Here is a 21,937-nt window from a genome sequence, read left to right on the forward strand (position 1 = left end):
GGGGGGCCGCTTCTGTTTTTTATCCGCCCCCGGGGTGCCCCCTTGGGGGTGGGGCGGGGGGGGGTGGGGGGGGGGGGGGGGGGGCCCGCGGGGGGGCCCCCCCCGCTGGGTTGGTCAGGCGGCTGCGGTGTTCGGGGTGCGGGTGCGGCGTGCCCGCGTCGGCGTGCCCGCGTCGGGCGTGGTGGCCGGTTTCGCGGACTTGGCTGCGGGCTTGGCCTTACCGGTCGCCGGGGCCTTGCCGGTCGCCGTGGGCTTGGCCTTGCCGGTGCCGGTGGCCTTGGCGGTGGCGGCCTTCGAGGCGGGGGCCGGTGCGGCGGCCGGGCGCGCGGCCGGTGCGGCAGCGGTCTTCTTTGCGGTGGTGCGCTTGGCCTTGGCGGTGGCCGGTTCGGCGGCGGGCGCGGGGATCTCGGGCGCGGCGGCCGGGGCGTCGGCGGCGGCGTCGGCCTGCGGCGGTTCGGCGGCGGGTGGCACGGTCGCCGGGGCGGTGTCCGTGTCCACCGGTTCCGGTTCCGGCACGGGGGCCGGGGCGGGGGCGATTGCGCGGGGTGCGGGTTCGGCCGCAGCGGGCACCGCTGTCAGCGCGGGCCGTGTGGCCACGGCCGGGGCGGTGTCGGGCGTCGCCAGGGCGGCCTTGGCGGCGGTGGCGGCGCGGGCGGTGGCCCGCATCGCGGCGGCGGCCATGAGCACCAGCGCGGCGGCGGTAAGTACCAGGGCGAAAGCGGTGTGCGCCAACGCGGGTTTGGCGGCGGTGACGGCGCGGGCGGCGGCGGGCCGGAAGGTCGCGGCGGCGCGGCGAACCCGCGCGGCGACCCGGCGGCCCGCAGCGTCGGCGGGCACGACGTGCGCCGGGCGGGCGGGCACGGCGTGGACGCGGCGGGCGGTCACGGTGCGCGCCGGGGCCGGGGCCGGTGTGCGGGTGGGCGCGGCGGCCTTCGGGCGGCGCGGGGCGGGGGCCGGGGCGGTCGCGGTGGCGGCCGTGTGGGTGTGGGTGTTGGCGCGGTAGCGGCGCGGGGCGGCCTGGGTCTGGTCGGCGTGCCCGGCGCGGGTCAACGTGTCGAGGGCGTTGCCGATCGCGCCCGACGAACGGCCGGTGATCTTGGCGATATCGCGGGGGCTGTATTCGGTGCCGGAATTGTCGGCCAGCACGTGCGCGACCATGCGCCGGAGCTCGCCGTTGCCCAATCGCGGGGTGGTGGGTGCGGTCATTTCGGGACTCCTTTTCGGAATGAATCGAATTCCGGCTCGCCCGCCGTTCGTTCGGATAGTCGCACACGGCGGGCGGGGCCGTCATTCGAATTCGGTGGTTTTTGCGGTTTCCCCGGGTGCCGTTCGAAGCTAGCTCCACCCGGCCCGCGAATTCAACCGTTTTCGCCGAAAATATCGAGGCGATTCCGCAGGTCACCACATATTTCCGGACAAGCAAGGGGGCCAATGATCCCACTGCATCCGTCTCGAACCGCCGGCCGCCGCGGCTCGGCGCGGGAGTTGTAAAAGGGAAAGGCTGGAAGTAATTCAGAGAATTACGGACGATCAACCATAGGCACCGAAGAGGACATCCGAGCGGACACACCGACCGGCCACCGCCCCGCCCTCATGTACAAACCCTCCTACCGGGGGTAGGACCCTGGGAGCCGCCACCGCCGATACTGCGCCGATGACCGGGCAGCCCTCGGGCGGGAGGGTGGTCTGGCTTGATCAGACCACGGAACAGACCACCGACCAGACGACAGACAAGACCACCCAACCAGCTCGACCCGACCCTCGAAGATCCACTCCCCGGACTTGCGGCGGGAAACGCGGCGCGCCGAACTGTTTCCGGAATACGCGAACAACGCCGCGAGTGCGCTATCGGCGCTTGGCGCTATTCCGACCGGCTCCGACTAGAACGCTGAATAAATATCGCGCCGAATTGATCGAGAGTGCTCGAGTCGCTGTTATCGGCTGCCTATCGATCATAGTGATCCGGCCGGGGCGGTGACGTGGTTTCATTCGATCGAATGCAATTGATGCTATCGCCGAGACGCTCGGAAATGGAGATTATTCAATAATGGGGAGAATGATGCGTGAGCGTTGTTGCGCTGCCTGTGTGGGAAATCTTGATGATTGTCGATACCGGGGTGAACGGTCGCATGGAAAGGTTTTTGTGGGTATTCAGATCAAGGGTTGCGTGTTTTTGAGGTGGCTGACGAGTTCGAGTGTTTCGCGGCTGGGTTTTTCGCCGATTTCTGCCAGGCGGCGCGCGGCCAGTGCCAGGGTGAGATCGAGGACGTAGTGTTCGCCCAGGCGGGCGTGCAGGCGCAGCATGTCCTGGTAGAGGCGTTCGTTGTGGGGGTCGATGACCAGGACGGTCTCGAGCAGGTCCAGGGCCGCGCGCGGGTCGGTGGCGGCGAGCAGCGCGGCGAGCACCCCCAGGGCGGTCCGCGCGTCGCTGCGCGCGGCCTCGCGCAGTGGGGGCAGCCAATCGGCGTCGAGATCTTCGGCCAGCACCCCGGCTACCGCCAGGTCGACGATGCGCTGGCAGGCGTCACGGCGCTGCGCGTCGGTGCCTGCACGGCGGCGCGCCGCCACGGCGGTGGTGAAGTCGGCGTAGTCCAGGTGTACCGCGGCGGGGTCGAGGACGTAGCGGCCCGCGTCGGTAATGAGCACCTGGTTGCCGGTGCCGTCGGTCGCGGCCGAGAGGGCGGTGCGGACTCGGCCCAGCGTGGTGTGCAGGGCATTGACCGCGCGGGGCGGGCACGCCTCGCCCCAAAGGGCGTCGATGAGCTGGTCGCGGGTCAACCCGTGCGGGTGGGTCGCCAGCAGCGCCAGCACCTCCCGGCTGCGGCGCTGCAGCCGCATCGTGATCTCCACCTCCTGCCCGCCCTGGCCGTCCTCGCCCCGAGCTGGCCGCCACATCACACGCACCGGCCCGAACAGCCGCAACGCCAACACCGGTCCCACAGCGTCGGGTGCGGGCGCGGTATGGGCCGAGGACGCCCCCACCGAGACGGGGCGCATCGGGGCGGTCTCGCACGATCCCGAGACCACGGCGACGGGCTCGGCGATCGGGACTCGCGCCTGGGTGTGAGGGCTGGTCGTCAGGGCCCCGAGGGCGCGAGCGGGGTGCACGGGGCCGCCGACCGGGTTGCCGGAGCCGGGGAGGCTGATGCGATAGATGTGGGGGGTCGAGCGGTCATGGCGTGCTCGACCGCCAGGGCCGTGCCACGCCGTGCGGGCCTGCGCCGAGGGCGGTTCAGGGCTCGCCGGGGTGGTGGTGCCAGTATTCACATGTGCTCGCACCGCCGCGGCGAGCGCGCCGGCCGGTTCGGCGAACCCGCTCTCGTACAACCGAACTCGCCCCGACCACAGGGTCGCAGCGTCGTCGGTGTGCGGGAGGCGACCCAACACGGGCAGCGGTAACCGGTCGACGGAATCGCCCCCGGTGTGTTCGGAGCCGATCGACACGATCGCCAACCGGGGGTAGCGTGCCGCCAGCTCGGCGACCGCCTCTTCAAGCGCGACCGTGTCGCGGCGCTGCGACCCGAGCACGAGAAGCAGCAGATCGGCGTCAACGATGAGCGGGCTGGGCCGGGGGTTGGTGAGGTTTCCGCAGTCGGCGATCACGACCAGCTCGCCGCTCCACTCCCGCCCCGGGCCGGGGCGCCGCAGCGCAGCGAGGACCTCGCGGCTGGCGTGCGGGCCGGGCACCGGCGGCGCGGCCAGGTAGGCCACGCCTGCCGGATGCCACTGCAGATGCGCCACGAGCTCGACCCGATGGGCGGCGGCGCGCGGAGCGCTCGCGGCGGCCATGCTGGCGAGCCCGCGCCGTACGTAGCCTCCGCACGCTGCGGCTAGCACGCCGCCGTGAGGGTCGGCCTCGACCAGGATCACCGATTCGGTGGCGGGCCAGGCGGCGGCCAACGCCAGTGCGGTCGTCGTCGCTCCGGTGTGCGGCCCGAGGCCCGCGACTGCGATCAACATGGACACCACCACCTGTTCCTGGACTGTGTATTGCATTGCCGTGCACTGTGTTCGGTCAGCCGTAACGTCACAGATGCGTGATGGCGGTGATCAACGCGCCCGCGTCGGGCGGGCTGGTCGAAATCTGTTGCCGCCACACGCTTTCCGGTTCACCCGGCCGGGTCTCGTGAACCTCGACCGCGTACAGGCCGACCGTCAGCGCCATGATGCGCGCGCAGTAGGTCGTGCCGAGCGGGACCGTATCGATCCCGGCCTGAATCGTTTCCGCGTCGGGGATCGCCGCCGAAGCAGCTACCACGTCTCGTGCCCGCGCCCCGGACCGGGCCAGATAGTAGGCGGCCTCGAACACCGAAATAGCCTGCGCCCCATCGCTTGCACGCCAGGGGCCCTGCCCGGTGACCACCGCGGCGAGTGCACCGCTGCCCGGATCGTGTGCGCAGCCGGGGGAATTGCCGGTCACCAGCGGCTGCGACGGGTGCATGCTCGCGACCGCCGCCGGTGGCGTGGGGCTGTTCGCCACCGGTCGGTGGCCATCGCCGAGGCTCGCGCCGACCGCGGCGATCCCGATACCGAGCACACCGATCCCGCCCACGATCGTTCGCCACGACGGCCTGCGACGCGGCGCAGAGTCCGTAGCGTGGTGATCGTCCTCGCCTCCATCGAGGTCGTCTTCGGGTTCGGGGGTGGTGTGGGTGGTCCACCAGTCCTCGAGCTCACCGGTCGTTGGTGCTGTGTCCTCGAGCAGGATCTCCTCGGGCTCGTCACTGTTGTCGGTGTCGTGCATGTCGGTGTCGTGCATCGTGCTCACCGCCGCTCTGCAGGTAGGGAGGCCGCGAGGGCATCGACCGCGTCCTGGGCCTGCGGTGCGAGGTCGGCCACGGCGGGCTCGACGGCGTCGAGGACCAGCGGCACCCACTGCTGCGGGTCCGTGACCGTCATCTGCGCCCACGCCAGCTCATCGGCCAGCGGAGCGGGCTGCTCGTCCCCGCCGCCGAGGGTGACCTCGGTGGCAGGGCCGGAGAGGCCGGCGTCGGCCACCACTTTCGACACCTGGTCCACAACAAGGGCATTGAGGGCGCGCTCGTGCGCCGCGATCGGGGCGGGCAGCCACACAGGTCGCGCGATCGCCGCCGCGTCGATGCGCAACCCGTCCTCGCGTCCTGGGGCATCGGGCACGGACTCCTCGGCCAGCGGCACGGCCTCGGTAACTACCTGCGCCGAGCGCGGCGCCGACGATGCCGACGGGACCTGCGGCACCACCGTCACCGTCACCGCCTGCGGCTGCTCACCGCCCTGCTCGGTCACCGCGGTCACCGCCCCCGCGCCTGCGTTCGGGTTGCCCCGGGTCTGGTCGGTCGCGGGTGCAGCGGGGGCCAGACCGGCTTGCCTATGCGACGGGGGATCGATGATCAGTCCCGGCTGCCCGGTGGGCGGGCTGGCCACCACAACCGGAGACGCACACACCAGCGTGGCCACCGCCGCCAAGGCGGCGACCAACAGTCGAGACCGCACTCTCGCCGCCCGAAGGTGAGGTAGTCGTGGCAGATGCGGCGAGGTGCTTACGCGCGACTGTGAGGCGGGCATGACTCCCGCCAACGCCTGCCCTCGTAGCGACGTCCACAGCACCCCCTCCCGCAATGTTCGGGTGTGCAGCGCATACACATGAAAGCCCTTGCCCACCAGATAGTCACCAATCACCTCGACGCGTCCGATGACCGGGTGTGCCACGCGGTCCGGTGCCAGGGCTATCACCACCACCGCTTCAGCGTCGGCCCGAATCTCGACGGGCACTTCGGCATCCAGATGTGAAGTCCATTCGCAGGCCAACGCTCGGCCTGCTCGCATCCAGACCACCCATATCCCCACCGTCGCAGCCGAGTTCCGTGCACTCCTCGCCGCAGCGATGAGCGCTGTTGCTTCTGCCGACCGCGGGTACTTACTACCGATTGACCAGTTCATGGCGCGCTCCTTCTACGAGAAGGCCACCCTGCCGCGACGCACGCAGCGGCAACACAGGCGTGAAAGCGCCTGGTGCGCAGCTGATTACGTGGCCCGAGGGGGCGAGGTTATTGGATCGATCGGTGGATTGCGCGTCAGGGTCGGCTCCCCGATCGCGGAAGCCGTTGCGCCTTCAGAGGCTGTCTACACAGGCCCTGGAAAGTTCTGGAGTTCACTCAGCTCGGAAGCACAATCCGCGAGATAACTCGAAGGTTGCTTAGTTGCCAAGTTCGATCCACGATAGCCGTCTGATGTGACGCTTGCAATACGTCGAAAGTACTGGTTTTTCAGGCAACTGTTCAAAAGAGACTCGATCTCCTGCGGGTAGTCGGGTACCGACGCTGGACAATCGCTCACCGACGAGACGGTCGACGCCAACCAGCGGAGGACCGGCGATGGCAACTCGACACCAACCTGGGTCGAGGCGGAGCTGTCCGACTCGGCGAAATCGGTCCGGGGCCCTTCGGAGTCTTCGCGAACCTGGGTCCGATTGGGTGGTGGTTCAGCGACGCAATAGGGCGTAGCACGCGGCAGCAATGCCACATCCGACTTCGGGCGCGAGGTCGCCGAAAGATGGAAAATGTTGTGGCACAACACCGATATAGAGTTGCTGGTTGGCGAACAGCCACACCGACACGACCAATCCCACCCCCATGGAGATCGGCCCAGCGCCATGCCGGTACCCATGGTCGAACACTAGACGGCGCAGGTGCGCATCATCATCCACCACACTCGGCCCTGGTCGATGCCGATACAGGTCGAGGAGGACGACGCCCAGCCAGGGCCCCACCCAGTAGGCGACCATCAGCAGAAATGCCTGATATCGATCAGCTTGCGCGGTCAGACCCAGGTAGGCGAGCACCGAACCCGCTGTCCCGAACATCAACGCCGCCACCGCCCGCCGGAACCGCGACCCCAGCCGGATTCCCAGAGTGACGAAAGAGACTGCACCGGAATACACATTCATCACCCCCGCCGACATCGCACCGAGGGTGATCGCGAGCAAGGTCGCTGCCGCGACCGGTGCGGGCAATTGATCGGTGAACGAGCTGGTGGGGTCCGCGAGTGCCTCGCGTCCCGCGCCGACCGAGGCCGCACCGGCGACCTCTAGGACGGTACATGAGACGAAAACCCCAAGCCCGCAACATAATCCGACCCCTCGGCGATCTTCACATGCAGGCAAATACCGGGTGTAGTCACTGGCGGTGGGGCTCCACCCGGCGGCATAGCTCCAACATGTCGCGAAGGCCAGCAGGCAGCCGCCAGTGACTCCTCGGCCGTTCGCGGCCACCGCGTACGAGGCTCGGGAGAGCACCAGTACCGTGGCGATCGTAAACACTCCCGCCAGTACGACCGATGCGTAGCGCTCGACCACCTGAATGAGGTTGTGCCCCAGGACTGCGACCACCACCTGGATCGACACCACGATCAGCAGGCACAGGGGGCGGGGCAGATCCGTCAGGGTATTCAGCGCCAGCGCCGCGCTGATACTGCCTACCGCGAACCACCCCACACTGGTGAGTGTGTTGAGCCCGGCGGGCAGCATGTTCCCGCGATAGCCGAATGACAGGCGGCTCAACACCATCTGTGTAACCCCGAACCGCGGGCCCTGCGCCGACAGCAGCCCGTGCATTAGTGACCCGAGACCGTTGCCGAGCAGTATCACCACGCTCGCCTGCCAGAACGACAGACCGTAAACCGCGACCGCCATCACACCGACGAACACCGTGGCGAACTGAAGGTTCGGCGATATCCATGTCCACAGCATCTGCAGCGGCCGACCGTGGCGGTCCGCGTCCGGAATGACTTCCACCCCACCGGGTTCCACGGCCACAATCCTGCTGCCGTACAAGCCACCTCGCGGTTCCGAGGACGCTTCGTCAGCGACGCCCACTGTGAAGTTCGGGCCCTAGAGGTTCTTCGACTGCCAGTACTCGCGCAGCGAAGCGATCCTGTCTCCGTCGAACTCCAGGATCGCGACCTCTCTCATGATCTTGCGGACACCGCGATCGGCGAATTCGGCTTCCCACTCCGCGATGGCGGTCTCGCCCTCGAGGTACAGGCTCAAAAGCCTGCAACGGATATCGGATTCGTCGCCGACGACCTTGTCTTTCCAATAGGCGGCGATCCCGTTGTGGCCGCGGTGGGGCTGTTCGAAGGCGCGTTCGGCATAGGTGGCATTCTCAGTGAAGATCGTGATGATCAACGCGGGATCCTGGCGCTCCCACGCTTGGAAATAGGTGTCGATCACCCGGCGCGCGATGTCCTTGGTCAGCATCGATCCTCACTCCGTAATGTCGGCCAGGCCGAGCGGTGGGTCCAGACGTGATCGTTGTTGGACCAGAGCGTAAACCTGCTCAGGTGCCTTCATCCGTAGCTCGCCCAGATCCGTATCAGCGGTGGCGGTTTCGTTGACACGGACCCATTTCCACGGCTCGCCCACCACCGTGACGTCCGAGGTGTTCGCGGTGTAGAGGCCCGACAGGATCGTCTCGCCCGGCAGTACAGCCAGATGCAAAGCCCCGAAGTAGTAGCTGTCTCTGCTATTTCGCCAATGCCCGACCAGGTGCCGCTGCGAGAGCTCGGCATCGATCTCGTTGCGGTACCCCGTATGGACCTTCTCGCTGCGCGGCTCCGGTGGCCAGTTCCGGCCCGTAACGCGATGCCCTGACACAGCAGTCAGGCGTGTCAGATCGACATGACAGCCGACGTCCTCGACCCGGTAGGTCGTAACCCACAACCCGTTCAGCACCGCCGCTGACAGGCTGGGAGCCAGCTCGTCGGACAACGCGCCATCCGCCACGACCTCGGTCTGGGGTTCGGTGTCGGACAGCGCGAACAATCGCTCAACTGTCCAGCCAGGAAACATGTGCTCCAACACCAGGCAGTGTGGTCCCCTGGGGAGTCCTTTCACCTGACCGGCGACCCATTTGTAGTAATGGGCCTTTGTCGGTGGCTCGGGTATCACCGGCAGATCCAGCGCCTTGGCATGTCGCCGATATTCGGCCACGAACTCGCTGTATCCGTGCATGTGGCGAGCGCGCAGCAGCGCCTTCAACGCGATCGTCGGCATCGAGTTCCTCATCGGCGAGGTCCATCTCCAGCGCAAGCAAAAGCGACTCCACGAGACTATAACGCGACACAGTCGCGCCCCCATCGCGTCGCAAACATACTGGTCGCCACGCGAGTATCGAAGCCATGGACACAGACGATGACCAGGAATTCGAACCGTCACAGGTCCCGCTTGTCCCCGCAGCGGATCCGCAATCCGACGCACCGGACGTTCCGAAGGCCGCGAACGTACCCGGCCACCCCGCGGCACGCCACCAACTCCGTTGTCGACAAAGCGCCGGCTCACATCCGCGAAACAACTGGGTCGTCGCCGAGACCCTTGCAGACCCCGAGCAGCCGACGACCGTCCTGGACGGTCCGCATGGCCGCGCGTTCACTCGGCTCAACCATTCGAGCGTCGGCCGCCTCGCGGCAGCAGTCCCGCTGCTCGGGCAGCTGATTAGGTCGTGTACTACATTCGGTGCCGCCGAAACCGAATGCTTCACCGCGTCGGGAGGACGGGAGATGCGCATGATCGCGGTCCCCGTCCTGGGTCCGTTCGGCTCCGTTAATGCAGTCGCCCTGTGGACCGGTGCACGAGGCGACCCTATCCCCGAGATCCCGGAAATCGGGTCCGTCGAGTGGACCGCCGCAGGCATCGCGGCCACCACGCCCCCTGCGCAATACCTGCTGCGGCTGTCCTACCTGGATACCCCTGCCGTGCACACCGTTCCGGAAATGCTGGCGAGCTTCCACAACTTCGAGGACCGCCCCGGTTTCTTCTCTCTGTTCAACCTCGACAATCCCACCGACCGCTGGGCGGGAACCGCCACCAAGATCTACGAAGACGGCAACGCCCACCAACTCCACATCGCAGCCCACGCTTCGGGTGCCGGCACCGACCGCACCGTGCGAGCCATCGTCTGCGACATCACCGACGACCAGACCCGCGCGATCCCCGACATCAGCTCCCTCGCCCTACGCGCCATGCCCATCCCTCCCGGCCACGCCCTCGGCCTCGTCGACCTGAAAACTGGATTCATCCACGAATGGCTCACCGACGAACACAGCCCATTGGCCGGATGGAGGCATCACAACCCCGAGATCGAACCCGGTGACCAACTCATGGTGGCCACCACGTGCTACGAACTCGCCGCCAACATCCGGCGGACCGCCACCACCCAAGTCCGCGTCCGCTTCCACCCCAACGACGAGTGGATCACCCTCCACGGCCGCTGGAATCGCATCGCCGATGGCGACCGCCCTCAAGCCCTAATCGACGTCACCCCCATCTCACCATCCCGCATCGCCCCGATCAGCCACTGCAACCTCTGCCAGGCCATGGCACTCGGCAGCACGGACAGATGACGATCCACGGCCTGCCCCTGCTCTGGCTGCATGGGCGCGGTCCGTCGCGACGCGCAGAGAAAGGTCGTCCGGCCGCATCCGACCAGGTGCCGTCCACTCCGGCTGCCCCTTGGCCACAGACAGCCGGAGTGGACGGTCTCGGTTGAGCTACGCCGCGTGATCGGTCGGTGGTAGTTCAGGACGGAGTATGGAACGCGGTATCGTGCCAGCGGCTTCGATATCGCCGAAGATCTCGAACACTGCGTCGATCACATCCTGTTGTCTCCGTGCCCATTTGGTCCAGAGCGGAATTCGGGAAGATGAATACCGGTGTCCGGGGATTCATCTCGGATGAATCCGCGCGGTCGGGCGCGCGATCGACTGCCCACGGCGGGCCGGTACGTACAGCACCACAGACGGTGCCGACCGAACCCGTCAACATGGTCGGGAGGGAAGGTTGACTATCCGAGACCGGCTGGCCTGAAGGAAGATTCCGCGCTGCCGCCTGCCACTCCGACCCGACGACGAAGACCCCCGTCCGGATCATCGATCCGGGCAGGGTCGTATCCCCCGGGCGAACTCGCGGGGTCGCAATACGCTCCTTGCGCAAAACAACGAGCATTGGTGGTCACGCCACGCCCGAATCGGTTACCGCCACGTGTGGGTCACACCAATGATGCAGGCCGAAATGGCGGTCAGCGCTGGCCGCGGCTGGTTGAAGGCGGAGGAATACAGGCGGACTCCCTAGAGCCGAGCGAATATACGGGGGACTGCTCATTCGACGACAGTTGCGAAGCGTGCCCAGTCGGTGAACTCCCAGTCCCATCTGCGGCAAACCCGTTCTTTTGGCAGTCCTTCGTCGCTTGGATCGACGAGCATGAGCTTGACGTAACGGCCATCGCCGACAAGCACCGCCAGCAGGTAGCTGCCCGGGGAGGTGAGCATCAACGACATCTCATTGTTCGTCATGGCAAAGCGTGCATCCATGTGATCGACCTTCTTCACCTCAATTCGCACGGGCTCTCCGGCAGGGTTGTTGCCGGAGAGGTCGTATCCGACGTTCTGTCCGCTGACGTCTTCGAGAAGCCAGCCGCGGCAGTTGAGATATTCCATCGTTGCAACTTCGGCAGTTCGCCAACGGGACACGATGTCCGCCAAAGGTTCTGCTGTTTGGGGAATCTCTCCTCGACCCGCAGCCGCTGCAGAGCTCTGCGCGATGAGCTGTGGGGAGCACGACTGCGTACCGGGGCTCATGTCGACGATGCGCTGCTCAGCGGTGGTGAGTTGCCGACCGTAGCCACGGGCCATCTCCCCAAGGTGTGCTCCCAGCTGTGCGATCAGCTCGTCGGATAACTGCGCGACCAAGGGACCGTCCACAAGCTGCTCGACTTCGAGCGTGTCTAGTCCTAGAACGGCCTTCAGCGCGCGTGCGCTGGGCTGATTCTTCTTCGTATACAGAGCTGCAGGTGCACCTTTTGGGAAAATGCGGGTTACGTCGCCTGCTGTCAATGGCAACGGAGAGTAGGCGAAGTTCTTCGGCAGAGTCTTCATCACGCGTTGAAGTGCAGTAAGCAGTGCTCCGCTCACAGTCGGGTGTGACGAGACCAAGTGCGACCGGAGGTCCTCGCCCTCCAAGACGAGCTCCCAAAGCCGCTGGAACAAAGGCGCTTCTGGTGTGGTCAGCTCGATTGCGATGGCAGCAGCGGCGTCCGAAAGCACTTGCTGAGTAGATTCGTCCCCAACGACAGCGTGCGTGCGTGATGGGTCGGTAAGTAGGTCCCCGGAAACCGCCACGGGCAGACCCGGTTCGTCATCTAGCGGTAGGCCGCAGGCAAGCCGGCCGCGAAGCCCCGTCAGCGACTGGGCATGTGGATCGAGAGGGACGGCGACCGTCGCAGTTCCGTGCCGGAGCAACCCGAAGTGCGCAGCGCCAGCATCGTCGTGGAGCGTCACATTTGAGCCGTCGCGGCCCACACTGATCGTGACATCCCTTGCAGGGGTGCTGATGTCGACGCGGCCGACGTGACGGAGGAACAGCAGGCTGACTGGGTCAATGGCGTCCAGAGAAGCCTCGGCGCCGAGGCGCCCGAAGATTGTAAAGACTGCGCCGTCGATTTTGGCAGTGCTTCGGATCTCGCACGGGATCCGGATTAGGGGGACTATCGACGGTGACTGCTCGCCGAGTAGCCCAGTAGCGATGCTTCGATCGAAAGTGAAAGCCACGTCGGCAGATTGGACATCGATGTGGGAGGCGATCGCGGCCAGGGACTTGAATCCGATGCCACGGTATCCGATGGAATCGCCGCCTCGGCGTTTGGTCGAACTTGCACTTCTACACAGTGCCTCGGCATCTGCGGTGGTGAACGACCGACCATTGTTCGCCCAAGACCAGGCCCCGCCGTCGAGTTCAGTGATAGTGATAGTTGTGGATCCGGCGTCATCCGAGTTCTGAAGTAGCTCGTAAGGCACACGATTGCGGTAGGTGTCGGCCAGTAGGTCTTCCATTCGGGCAATTTCCCCAAACAAGCCTGGGGCCTGCCTGTGTTCGTTGACCAGTCGGGTCTGCAACGCCGCCAGGTGTTGGGCCAGCCCGCTCATGCGATGCTGTCAGTCACACGCACGACAACCCGATATGGATCGCCTGGAAGGTCGCTGACGTCGAAGACTCTGCGGCCGATCCATCGTGGCTGGCGGCGAGGTACGTTGCCCAGGTTGTCGACAGGGATATACCCATAGAAACTACATGTTCGGTCATTGAGCAGGAACCCTGTGCCATCCAGGATCTCGAATCTGACCTGCGGCACGTTTACCTCGAAGGGTGCGTAGTCCATCACGGTAGATCCGTGGTCATCCCAATCGTTTTGGGTACGGTACCCCTTGAGTAGATCCTCGACGCTGCCGAACTCGAAGGTGCCTTCGGTGTGCACGGTAAGTGTTGTCTTGTAGTCGCCCTTCGACACATAAGCCGCCGCGACTGCGACCTTCGCACACGGCGCCCCCAGGCTGGTTTCGCTCACCACTGATGTTTCGAGTGGAGTCGTCACCGGAGTGGGAAGGCTCAGCTTTGAGTTGATATACAGGTCCGAAACGTCATCGAGATCGTAGGCCGTCAGTCTGAGATCGATGTCTGTTGCCGCCAGAGGCGCGTCGCAGGTCCAGTCATCACTCTGGGCAGATACCCGAATCACGCCATTCTCCGCGTCCTTGATCTTCTCGAGGACAACCCACTTGTAGCTACCCGAATGAGTCGGAACGCCTTGTCGGTTCAAGGTGAGGAAGACCTCCGATGCGTAGCTCCTACCATCGCTGCGTTTGAACCGGTCAGTCCAGTCCTCGGGAAGAAACCGGAAGGTGCCTGAGAAGGCGACCTGCTGCTTGCAACCGTTACGGCCACGCGGTTCAGTGACTATCCGAGCCTGAGCGTCAACTATCTGCCATCCCACGAGCGACAGCGCTAGTTCGTCAGCATTGACGTTGACGACCTCGAACTCCTTGCTGCCCATCAGATCTGCCTTTCGAAGTCGCGTACGCCACGTAGGAAGTTCAGCGACTCTATCGCCGCCACGTCCGGAAGGATATGTCTTCCCGGGAGTCGATCTGGCAGTCGTCTACTCTGCTGACACGCCGGAAACCGTTGGGTAACAGCAAGAAAACGCGAACTCCCTGGTTGGAGTGGTTGCGATCTCAGCTATGGGCGTTCCGTTCGCTGCGCCACTGCCCTACTAGCCGCATAGCGCGCTGACCGATCCGCGCCAGAGCTGGATGTCAAGCTGAATCCGTGATGTCACGGCCCGCTCCGCGTCAGTGATCAGGACATGTGAGTTTGGTAGCCTCCCACCCGTCGGACCGAGCCCTAGACCCGCATAAGGCCGACTACCGCTAGCGAAGCCCCCTTGCTTGCAGACCCAAGGCCTGTGGGCGCGGGGGCTTTTCGTCGTTTCCGGGCTTAGGCGGCCCGGATGTATGCCTGGATCGTGTCGCGTGCCTCCAGGGCGCTTTGCGAGCCGGGGAAGTGCTCGTCCAGCAAGTCGTCCAGTTGACCCAAGCGCTTCTTGACCCATGAAAACGATGCTGTGAGTGGACGTTCCAGGATCGGATTCACCGCCTCGATACTTCCGTCGAGGTCGCCGAGGCGGGCGCACGCCGTGGCGAGGTAGATGTAGGTCAGCATCTCGTCGCCCGGGGACTTTGTCTCCTGCCAGGCTGCAATGGCCTCATGGGAGGACTTGATCGCCAGGCGGAGGATCGCCGGCTCATCGGCCCACATCAGCGAGAAGCCCCAGTAGTACAGCTGTTTCGCGGGGCTAAACCCGAACAACGGCCCATCGAGATCATCCGGGCCGCATTGTGCCCGCACCCGGTCCGCACGCTCCAGCAGCTCGACCGCACCCCACGAGTCCCCGAGGTTCGCGGTGGACGCCGCGAGCCCGCACAGCAGCCGTGGCCCGGCGGTTCCGGTCGACGCCCCGACGTACTGAAGCCCCTCTATCGCAGCGCGTTTCGCTGGCTTGAACTTCTTGTCGAACCGCCACGCCAGCGACTCGGTCCCCTTCGCCCACGCCCTCAGCGGGTCATAGTCCGCTCGATCCGCAAACGTGAATGCCGCGGTGACGTGCGCGTGGGCGTCATCAGCCTGGCCGAGATCCAATGTCAGATAGGCCAATACGCCCGAGACCCGCCCATAGGCAATGTAGAGGTCGCGGATTTCTTCCGGCCGGTGAGCGCCGACCCGTAGGCGGCGTGCCAGCTCTGCGCGAAGCTCCAGCGCGTGCCGAATCGATTTGTCGTACGCCTCGATCCCTGACGACCGGGCAACCTGTGCAATGTCGTCTTGGATGTCATCGAGGTGAGCGCCGTCCGGCGCGACGAGCAACGTTTCGGACTCCCGGCGGGCGTCTTTGAGCGCCTTCATCGTCGCGTGTGCCTCTGCTCGCTCCGCTTGGTCGGCGTCCCACGCTGCCAGCAGCTCGCCACCAGCGCGCAGCAGCTTGTCCGCGTCGTCGACCCATTGGCGACTTGTCGGCAGCCTGCGGCCGGACTCCATCGCCGTGATCCACGTATGGCTACAGAACAGGCGGGCGGCTACCTCGCGGAGACTCAGCCCACGCGCGCAGCGGTAGTGCCGAAGAGTCACGCCTGTCCGGTTTGGGTTCATATTCGGCAATCCTGTAGCCGTGGAGCCCATTTCTCCTCGTCCCCCGTGGTTACAGATTGTGAGGTGCAGGTCTGTGACCACCGTATCCCGTCGAATGTCCTGCCGCTGATGGTGAGCTGAATTCACCTCCGGAAAGGGCTGCGGTCAGGGCCGGAGGCTACCAATCGACTGACGCACTAGGGAGCCGCGATGAAGTACCGACCGACAGCCGTCGGATACCTACGAAGCGACGTGTCCGGGGTTCAGCAAGCGTGGGACGAGACCCAGATCCGCAGCCTCGCTGGGAGATTGGGTTACGACTTCGCGCGCATGGTGGTCATTGACGGCCGCACGGCGACCCGGCTTCTGGCCGGGGTGAAGGCGACCATCGCCCGGCTCGACGCGGAGGCCGTTTTCGTGCCGTGCCTCGCGCACTTCGAGGGTGAGAACGTACCTGCGGATCTTGTCCAGGCGGTCGACGTGATCACGGTGAGTCCGGAGAACACCCACGCGCGCTGGTCAACTGGCCTGGTGGAGTCCGAGCGGGGAGGAGGTGGTTCTACGGCCTAGCCCCAGACAGGACATCGTCGGACACCCCTTGGCCAGGCTCCGCATCCTTTCGGTCGAGGGGTGATCTGCCTCTCGGACAACTGAATCACGACTCAACAGCAGGAAATACTATGCGTTACAACGCGATTCGATCAATTCTCTTTACAGTATCAGTGTTCACCGCGGTCATGTTGGGCGCTGGCGCGGCCCACGCCACACCACACGACGACTGGTGCGACACCAAGCAGCAGTACTTGATCAACCTGTGCAATGCGTACTACCTGAACGACAGGTCGGATAACCTCAAGTACCTCCAGGCCTGCTATGCAACCGTCAACCGCTGGTACGCCGACTGCCGTCGGAGCCAGGACGCATACCCCGATGACCCCTGCCTGAGCGGGACTGTTCCAAGCCGACCCGACCAATTCACGCCTGCCTGCGGCACTGCGACCTTCTAAGGTGAATTCATGCCAGAGCCCATGATCGACCCGAAGCGGGACGTAGGCCCGTTCGGAGAACCCATCGTCACGCGGACTCTGACCTCCGAGGTACACGGGGGGCCAGTGATCGTGGCCATCGGGAAGCCTCGGCTGCACCCGACCAACGGACGAACATGGCTCTGCCCCTGGCGAATCGAGGGGCTCGACGAGGAGCCGCTCACCGGCAGCCCAGCCATCGGGGTTGATGGCTGGCAGGCGCTCAACGCCGCGATCAGGTACGTCGATGCGGCATTGGAAGGGACTGGCCACCCGGTCAGCTTCAACGGAGGTCCACCGTCTCTGACGGAGTAGCCCCAGAGGCCTATGCGCTGCTGGAGGTGTCGTCGTCACGGGGCTGTTCGATCTCGCGACGACCGAAAGTCGGCCAGTCCCGCTGACTGTCCCTGTTCATCTTTCCCAGGGCCCGAATGATCTTCTCCCGCTGTTCTGGCTGAGTGTTCCTCAGTGCGTAGCGGAAGGTGAGGTAACGGAACAGCCCTAAAACAGCGGCTCCGGCCGGGATTCCTGTCCCAGCAACAGCTACAATATCCACCTACGATGTAGGTTGCGCTGCCGTCCCTGACCAAGAGAAGCAACACAGACAATGCGAGCGAACTCTCGCCGCTCCCCCTTGGAGAGGAGCGTTCGTCTGGTTCCAGAGTAGGTGCTCTCGATTCAAGATCGCAATGAAGTACAACAACAATGGGTTTCGTCGTTTCAGAACAATCGATTCGGCTGGGTGGGATCAACCGGCTTAGGACCGTTGCGGATCTCATCCTGGACTGCGGTGCCTCGTCGGTCGAGCAAGGCGTTGATCGTCTCGTCGATCCCGTCGAGCTGCTTCTCTGCGAAGGCGATTCCCTTGCGGTCCTTGGTCCTGTGGGCTTCGTCTAGGTCGGCGAGGATGTCCTCCCGGTCGGCCTGAAGTTCCTCGAGCCGATTCCGCTGGATCTCTGCTCTTAGGCGTTCGATCTCGGCATCGGACATTAGGCGAAGCGTACGCGAATCATCCTCGGCATTCGGTGATGTGCGTAAGCGGGACGCCGCATCGGCAACGACCTTGAGTGGTTTGGTCAGCTCCCGAAGGATCTCGGGGCGCTCAGTCGCTGTCGAATCCCGTAGCGACAACACGACCAGGCAGATCAGAGTGGCTGCCAGCCCTACGGCTAGCACCAAGGCCGCGGCGGAAGCGATGATTGCAGGCCAGTTCAATGAATCGTCCTCTCCTCCGGTTTGTGGGGCCGGGGAGACCAGACAGACTCCTACGCAGCCCAATCCCTCATCAGTGGTGGCGCATACGGTTGAAGCCTTCGGGCGGGCTGAGATCGCCCACCCCTCAATACGATTGCCGCAACTTAACCCGTTGGGGGGCATGATCACAAGGAAACCCCGGTAAGTGTCCAAGACGCGTTGATTGCTCCGTTTCTCGGAACCCTTCGCCCGCGTGGCGCGTCAGAACTGAGCATGGACGAACCAATCGAGTTCCGACCTCGCGCCTCCGGACAGAACGGGAAAAAGGGCCCCCTCCCGCGCACGTGGGAGGGGCTTTTCGTGTATCCAGGGTTCAGAGTTCTGTCACGGACTGGACCCGGGCTGTCGGGGTGTTGGAATCATCGGTGCTGATGAGGCCGGAGGCGACATCCGTCTTGGTTCCGCGGATCTTCAGCGAAGTTACTCGCTCCCACGACGTTCCCTCGCCCACCACGACCGAGACGCGGTAGGACTTCGACGGGTCGAGTTCAGGTGGGTGGTGAGGTTGACCGCGAGGTCATACTTGAAGTTGCAGCCGGCCGAGCCGTAGCACTTCTTGTCCGTCACCGTTAGGTCCACCCCGAGGAGATCCACGGTCGGAACGTCGTAGACCACAGTCGGTTTCGGCGGGACGTAGGTCGTGGTCGCCATGGCCGAGACGGAGATCGGGCTCCCCGGCTTCCCTGTGGTGGCCTTCTTGTCGCCACTGACCACTGCTCCTCGGCCAGTAGGGCCCGCGAGACCACCACGGGCTCCGAGCGTGCACAACCCCAAGGCAGACGCGCCCACGATGATGGCGACTACCTTGCCGTTGATCGTCTTCTCGCGCGGAGGAAGCTTGTACGGCTGGTGCTCCGGAAACTGGTACGTCACTTCGCCTCCAGGGCTGCGAGCCGGTCCTCGACAGCGGAAAGTCGGTGGTTGATCGTGATGATGCATCCGGTTGCTGCCTGAATCGAATCCGTCAGGCCGATGAGGGCGGTGTAGACGACGGATAGCCGCATCGAGATCTCGCGGGTGGGGTTGGCGCAAATGAAGCGTGCGGGGTACGAGGGCTACTTCGCCCAAGGTGACCCGAGCGCTCGAATGATCGCTGGCCGTTCCTTCGGATCAGTGTTCTTCAAAGCGACAACGAAACACGTGATCTTGACGGCGGCTGCCGAGACGGCTGCTGCTGATCCGGTGATGACGACCACCACACTCGCTGTGTCCACGTCCGGGCTTCCTCTGGAGGGATTAGGCGTACGGGCGAGAGTATGGCGCAGGTCGCTGCTGAAATGGAGTTCGATCGACGGTGGTTGGTCGTAGAACGCGATATCGCAGCCGAGTAGGTTGCCCTGCTATCGACGTCAAGCAGATGCTTGTTAATGCTGAGCGGCTCGGCCGGTCGCAGTCTGCGGACTCGTATGACGCGCATCGCTGACGTCACGGAACCTGTTGTCCGCGTGCCGCCGCGGGCCGGGCCGCCACCATGAGACCGCCGCGGGCGACGCCGCGCCGCGCGGTCGCGATCGTGCGGGCGATTGCGGTGTGCAGGCACCGCGCAGATTCGAAGTCGCACACAGCACGTCGTCATAGCAGCCGCCCACCGAGTCATCGAAGCAGGCAGTCACTCCAAGCTGCCTCAACCAACACGCTGTCATGCCGCGTCCCGCGCTGATCGAATCAGCCAACGCGATACAGCTGAAGGTCAACGGGCCGAGCCGATCCGGACCGGGCGGAAGCATCCTGCGCTGCCGAATGCCACGGTGTGCGGAACCCCGTCTCCGATAGTCCTCTACGGCAATACAATCGAGCTTGAAAGGCCAGTCAGGCGGCTGATCGTGGGGGGTGAATCCAGTGGTCACAGCGCTACTAGCGGGGTTTGCAGGCGTGGCTGGAATCGTGATCGGGCGATTTTGGGATACAAGAACCGAGTCCGCACGGTGGCGGCGAGATCAAAAGACCACCAGCTACCAGCGCTATGCGGAACAATTCCAAGCACTGTACGAGGCAACGCGTCTGGCAGCCTTTGCAGATTCACGCACCGATACCTTCGCCGCTCTGGTCGAGCACGCACGGTCCAGCACTTTCCCAGTCTGGGTTAATGCGCTATCCGCGGTCTGGCTGCACGGCTCGTCCGAAGTAGTAACCGCCGCAATGCAGTTGGATCAGGCGGTCACCGATCTGTTCTACGGCGTCGCCGATCGCACAGTCTCCGAGCTCAACTGGGACACAGCGAGGACGCCCGCACGCGACGCATTCCAGCGATTTATCGTCTCCGCCCGCACCGAACTGGGGCTCCCGCTAGTGGATGTCGCGTTCTTCACTGAGCCACGGTCGCAAGCAAGGACAACCGATGCGGACTGACGAAGGTCATCGGTGCCAGGATCATCCTGAACCGCCACATGGTGGCCGGTTCGAATCGGCCACGTGGCTCGACGGAAGGCCAACGGGCAGAGACTGTCTCGGCTCAGCGAAGGACCGGGAACAGGGCGAGCAGGACCGCGATGACGAGTAGAGGGACCGAGAGTCGCTCGACGAGGGCATGTGTCCGATCAAGATCGACATTGGCATGGGTGCCATCCCCCGAGATGCCACGAGCACTGTCTGCCCCACTGGCTGCGCGGGTCGCGAGTGCGGCGTCGACACGGAGCTTGACGGTGAGGATTGCGGCCATGGTCAGCGCCCCGATCAGATAGACAACCGCAATCGCTCCGGTGCCTGTCACGAGTCGCACGACCTCGATAACGGCGAGGATCACGCTGGCAATCAGCGAAGCGCGGTTGTAGCGGTTCCACGCCCCGACCGAGATCTTCTCGACGGCGAGCGCGGTATTCGGGGCGGAACCCGGCGACTGAGCAGCCAGCAACAAAGGCCGGACTCCGGCGACCATGATCAGTCCGCCAGCGGCGACGATGCCGACTGCGAATCGTTCTGCGCCGGTGATGCCGATGGCGATGGCGGTGCTGACGAGGTTGGTGTCCATGTGTTCCTCCGAAGCCGAGAAATAGTGTGGTGCGCGCTCACCACATTCTGCGATGGCGTTACTATGGTGCGCGCTCACCTCACTTGTCAACGGGTGGGTTCGCGCCGACCGAGGGAGAAAACGATGGCACCACCCGCGCGACAGCGGATCCTCGATGCCGCAGCGCGCCTGCTACGTGAGAAGGGCATCGCCCGCCTCACCACACGTGAGATCGCCCTCGCTGCCGACGCCGCGGAGGGCTCGATCACGAAGAACTTCGGCGGCAAGCTCGGCCTGCTCACCGCGTTGCTGTCCAGTGAACTTCCGGAACTGGCCGCCTGGCACGCCGCACTCACCCCACCGACCGCCCGCCGGGAGGACCTGCGCGCCGCGCTGATCACCGTCGGGGACAGGGCAATCGACTACTACGCGGCCTCGCTCCCACTCATCGCCAGCGCTGTCGCGGACGCCACCCTTTTCGACGCGTACCGCGCGACCAACACCGCTCAGGACACCGGACCCCAGTTGGCCGTGGAGACCATGACCACGTACTTGGCCGGCTGGCAGTCCACCGGCGTCCTCACCCACGACGCCGACGTATGGGCTATGGCCCTGATGTTCTGCGGCGCAGCACAATTGCAGGCGTGGACTCAGCAGTTGGCGAGCGCCCACGCCCTGCCGGGCGATCGAAACGCCCGAATCCAGGCAGTCGTCGACACGCTCATCCCATAGCATCCAAGGTGGACGAAGACCCCGTCCGGATCACCGATCCGGACGGGGTCGTGTCCCCCAGGCGAACTCGCCGGGTCTCGATACGCTCCTTGTCGACACAACGAGCGTTGATGGTCATGCCACGCCCGGTCCGACTGACCGCCGCGCGCGTGTCGCGCACGAATCACGTGCCCCGAAATGGGCAGGTCAGCGGCCCGTCACCGCGGCAAAACCCCAGGTCGGATCAATGCCCCTGGAATGGGGAATTGACCGTGGAGAACTAGCCGTGGGCGACGGACACAGGGCCTCAACTGGAAGTTGCGTCGAAACGCCTCGATTTCGACATACGTCGGACTTGAGGCGTGAATCGCAAGCTCACTGCCGGGATGGGTGGGCGATCTCAGGGACCACGTGCCCCCGAACACCTCCTACCTCACCTGCGGCTTGCCGCACTGACCGAACCAGCCAGCGCGAGGTGATCGAAGATCAACGGGCCGAGCCGAGCCGAGG

At 65.0% G+C, this 21,937-nt stretch carries 20 protein-coding genes; 6 read left to right on the top strand and 14 right to left on the bottom strand.

Going from position 1 to position 21,937, the window contains the following annotated elements:
• Window positions 1-114: 114 nt before the first annotated feature.
• The 7 genes from ACFXHA_RS40825 to ACFXHA_RS40855 all read right to left on the bottom strand — a co-directional run bounded on the left by ACFXHA_RS40825 (window position 115) and on the right by ACFXHA_RS40855 (window position 9,043).
• Window positions 115-1,206 carry a hypothetical protein gene (locus tag ACFXHA_RS40825; protein ID WP_379366013.1) on the bottom strand — a complete coding sequence of 364 codons (1,092 nt, stop codon included), beginning with the start codon at window positions 1,204-1,206 and terminating at the stop codon, window positions 115-117.
• 945 nt (window positions 1,207-2,151) lie between these two features.
• The gene (locus tag ACFXHA_RS40830; RefSeq protein ID WP_379366015.1) at window positions 2,152-3,996 is read right to left on the bottom strand and encodes a hypothetical protein; all 1,845 of its coding nucleotides are present in this window, start codon (window positions 3,994-3,996) and stop codon (window positions 2,152-2,154) included.
• Window positions 3,997-4,027: 31 nt separating this feature from the next.
• The gene (locus ACFXHA_RS40835; protein WP_379366017.1) at window positions 4,028-4,759 is read right to left on the bottom strand and encodes a hypothetical protein; all 732 of its coding nucleotides are present in this window, start codon (window positions 4,757-4,759) and stop codon (window positions 4,028-4,030) included.
• A gap of 5 nt (window positions 4,760-4,764) precedes the next feature.
• Window positions 4,765-5,805 (bottom strand): hypothetical protein, encoded by a 1,041-nt coding sequence (locus ACFXHA_RS40840; RefSeq protein ID WP_379366019.1) that lies wholly within the window; start codon window positions 5,803-5,805, stop codon window positions 4,765-4,767.
• Between the two features lie 655 nt (window positions 5,806-6,460).
• Complete coding sequence (locus tag ACFXHA_RS40845; protein WP_379366021.1) at window positions 6,461-7,786, bottom strand: purine-cytosine permease family protein; 1,326 nt, start codon at window positions 7,784-7,786, stop codon at window positions 6,461-6,463.
• An 81-nt stretch (window positions 7,787-7,867) separates the two neighbouring features.
• A complete protein-coding gene (locus tag ACFXHA_RS40850; protein WP_379366023.1) occupies window positions 7,868-8,236 on the bottom strand; it encodes a nuclear transport factor 2 family protein in 369 nt (122 codons plus the stop codon).
• A 6-nt stretch (window positions 8,237-8,242) separates the two neighbouring features.
• Window positions 8,243-9,043: a hypothetical protein gene (locus tag ACFXHA_RS40855; RefSeq protein ID WP_379366025.1), complete on the bottom strand. Its 801-nt coding sequence runs from the start codon at window positions 9,041-9,043 to the stop codon at window positions 8,243-8,245.
• 113 nt (window positions 9,044-9,156) lie between these two features.
• Between ACFXHA_RS40855 and ACFXHA_RS40860 the strand changes: the two genes are divergently transcribed.
• A complete protein-coding gene (locus ACFXHA_RS40860; protein ID WP_379366027.1) occupies window positions 9,157-10,377 on the top strand; it encodes a GAF domain-containing protein in 1,221 nt (406 codons plus the stop codon).
• Window positions 10,378-11,130: 753 nt separating this feature from the next.
• Here ACFXHA_RS40860 and ACFXHA_RS40865 read toward each other — a convergent pair.
• The 3 genes from ACFXHA_RS40865 to ACFXHA_RS40875 form a co-directional block, all read right to left on the bottom strand.
• Complete coding sequence (locus ACFXHA_RS40865; protein WP_379366029.1) at window positions 11,131-12,861, bottom strand: sacsin N-terminal ATP-binding-like domain-containing protein; 1,731 nt, start codon at window positions 12,859-12,861, stop codon at window positions 11,131-11,133.
• 89 nt (window positions 12,862-12,950) lie between these two features.
• Window positions 12,951-13,859, bottom strand: coding sequence for a hypothetical protein (locus ACFXHA_RS40870; RefSeq protein WP_379366031.1), 909 nt, complete (start codon window positions 13,857-13,859; stop codon window positions 12,951-12,953).
• 443 nt (window positions 13,860-14,302) lie between these two features.
• Window positions 14,303-15,541 carry a helix-turn-helix domain-containing protein gene (locus ACFXHA_RS40875; RefSeq protein WP_379366033.1) on the bottom strand — a complete coding sequence of 413 codons (1,239 nt, stop codon included), beginning with the start codon at window positions 15,539-15,541 and terminating at the stop codon, window positions 14,303-14,305.
• A 159-nt stretch (window positions 15,542-15,700) separates the two neighbouring features.
• Here ACFXHA_RS40875 and ACFXHA_RS40880 point away from each other — a divergent pair, with 159 nt between their 5' ends.
• The 3 genes from ACFXHA_RS40880 (at window position 15,701) to ACFXHA_RS40890 (ending at window position 16,830) form a co-directional block, all read left to right on the top strand.
• Window positions 15,701-16,060, top strand: a complete 360-nt coding sequence (locus ACFXHA_RS40880) for a hypothetical protein (protein WP_379366035.1) — start codon at window positions 15,701-15,703, stop codon at window positions 16,058-16,060.
• A 110-nt stretch (window positions 16,061-16,170) separates the two neighbouring features.
• Window positions 16,171-16,497, top strand: a complete 327-nt coding sequence (locus tag ACFXHA_RS40885) for a hypothetical protein (protein ID WP_379366037.1) — start codon at window positions 16,171-16,173, stop codon at window positions 16,495-16,497.
• A gap of 21 nt (window positions 16,498-16,518) precedes the next feature.
• Window positions 16,519-16,830, top strand: coding sequence for a DUF6968 family protein (locus ACFXHA_RS40890; RefSeq protein WP_379366297.1), 312 nt, complete (start codon window positions 16,519-16,521; stop codon window positions 16,828-16,830).
• A gap of 405 nt (window positions 16,831-17,235) precedes the next feature.
• On the opposite strand, the gene ACFXHA_RS40895 is transcribed toward ACFXHA_RS40890, so the two are convergent.
• The 3 genes from ACFXHA_RS40895 to ACFXHA_RS40905 form a co-directional block, all read right to left on the bottom strand.
• Complete coding sequence (locus ACFXHA_RS40895) at window positions 17,236-17,730, bottom strand: hypothetical protein (protein WP_379366039.1); 495 nt, start codon at window positions 17,728-17,730, stop codon at window positions 17,236-17,238.
• Window positions 17,731-18,189: 459 nt separating this feature from the next.
• Window positions 18,190-18,642, bottom strand: coding sequence for a hypothetical protein (locus ACFXHA_RS40900; protein WP_379366041.1), 453 nt, complete (start codon window positions 18,640-18,642; stop codon window positions 18,190-18,192).
• Window positions 18,639-18,773 (bottom strand): hypothetical protein, encoded by a 135-nt coding sequence (locus tag ACFXHA_RS40905; protein WP_379366043.1) that lies wholly within the window; start codon window positions 18,771-18,773, stop codon window positions 18,639-18,641. Before ACFXHA_RS40905 ends, ACFXHA_RS40900 begins: the two co-directional genes overlap by 4 nt.
• A gap of 868 nt (window positions 18,774-19,641) precedes the next feature.
• Here ACFXHA_RS40905 and ACFXHA_RS40910 point away from each other — a divergent pair.
• On the top strand, window positions 19,642-20,118 hold the full coding sequence (locus tag ACFXHA_RS40910; protein ID WP_379366044.1) for a hypothetical protein: 477 nt from the start codon (window positions 19,642-19,644) through the stop codon (window positions 20,116-20,118).
• A 103-nt stretch (window positions 20,119-20,221) separates the two neighbouring features.
• Here ACFXHA_RS40910 and ACFXHA_RS40915 read toward each other — a convergent pair whose 3' ends face one another.
• Window positions 20,222-20,815 carry a hypothetical protein gene (locus ACFXHA_RS40915; RefSeq protein WP_379366046.1) on the bottom strand — a complete coding sequence of 198 codons (594 nt, stop codon included), beginning with the start codon at window positions 20,813-20,815 and terminating at the stop codon, window positions 20,222-20,224.
• Window positions 20,816-20,860: 45 nt separating this feature from the next.
• On the opposite strand from ACFXHA_RS40915, the gene ACFXHA_RS40920 reads away from it, so the two are divergent.
• Window positions 20,861-21,448, top strand: coding sequence for a TetR/AcrR family transcriptional regulator (locus tag ACFXHA_RS40920; RefSeq protein ID WP_379366048.1), 588 nt, complete (start codon window positions 20,861-20,863; stop codon window positions 21,446-21,448).
• Window positions 21,449-21,937 lie beyond the last annotated feature (489 nt).

Source organism: Nocardia sp. NPDC059240, assembly GCF_042753865.1.
Classification (GTDB): Bacteria; Actinomycetota; Actinomycetes; order Mycobacteriales; family Mycobacteriaceae; genus Nocardia.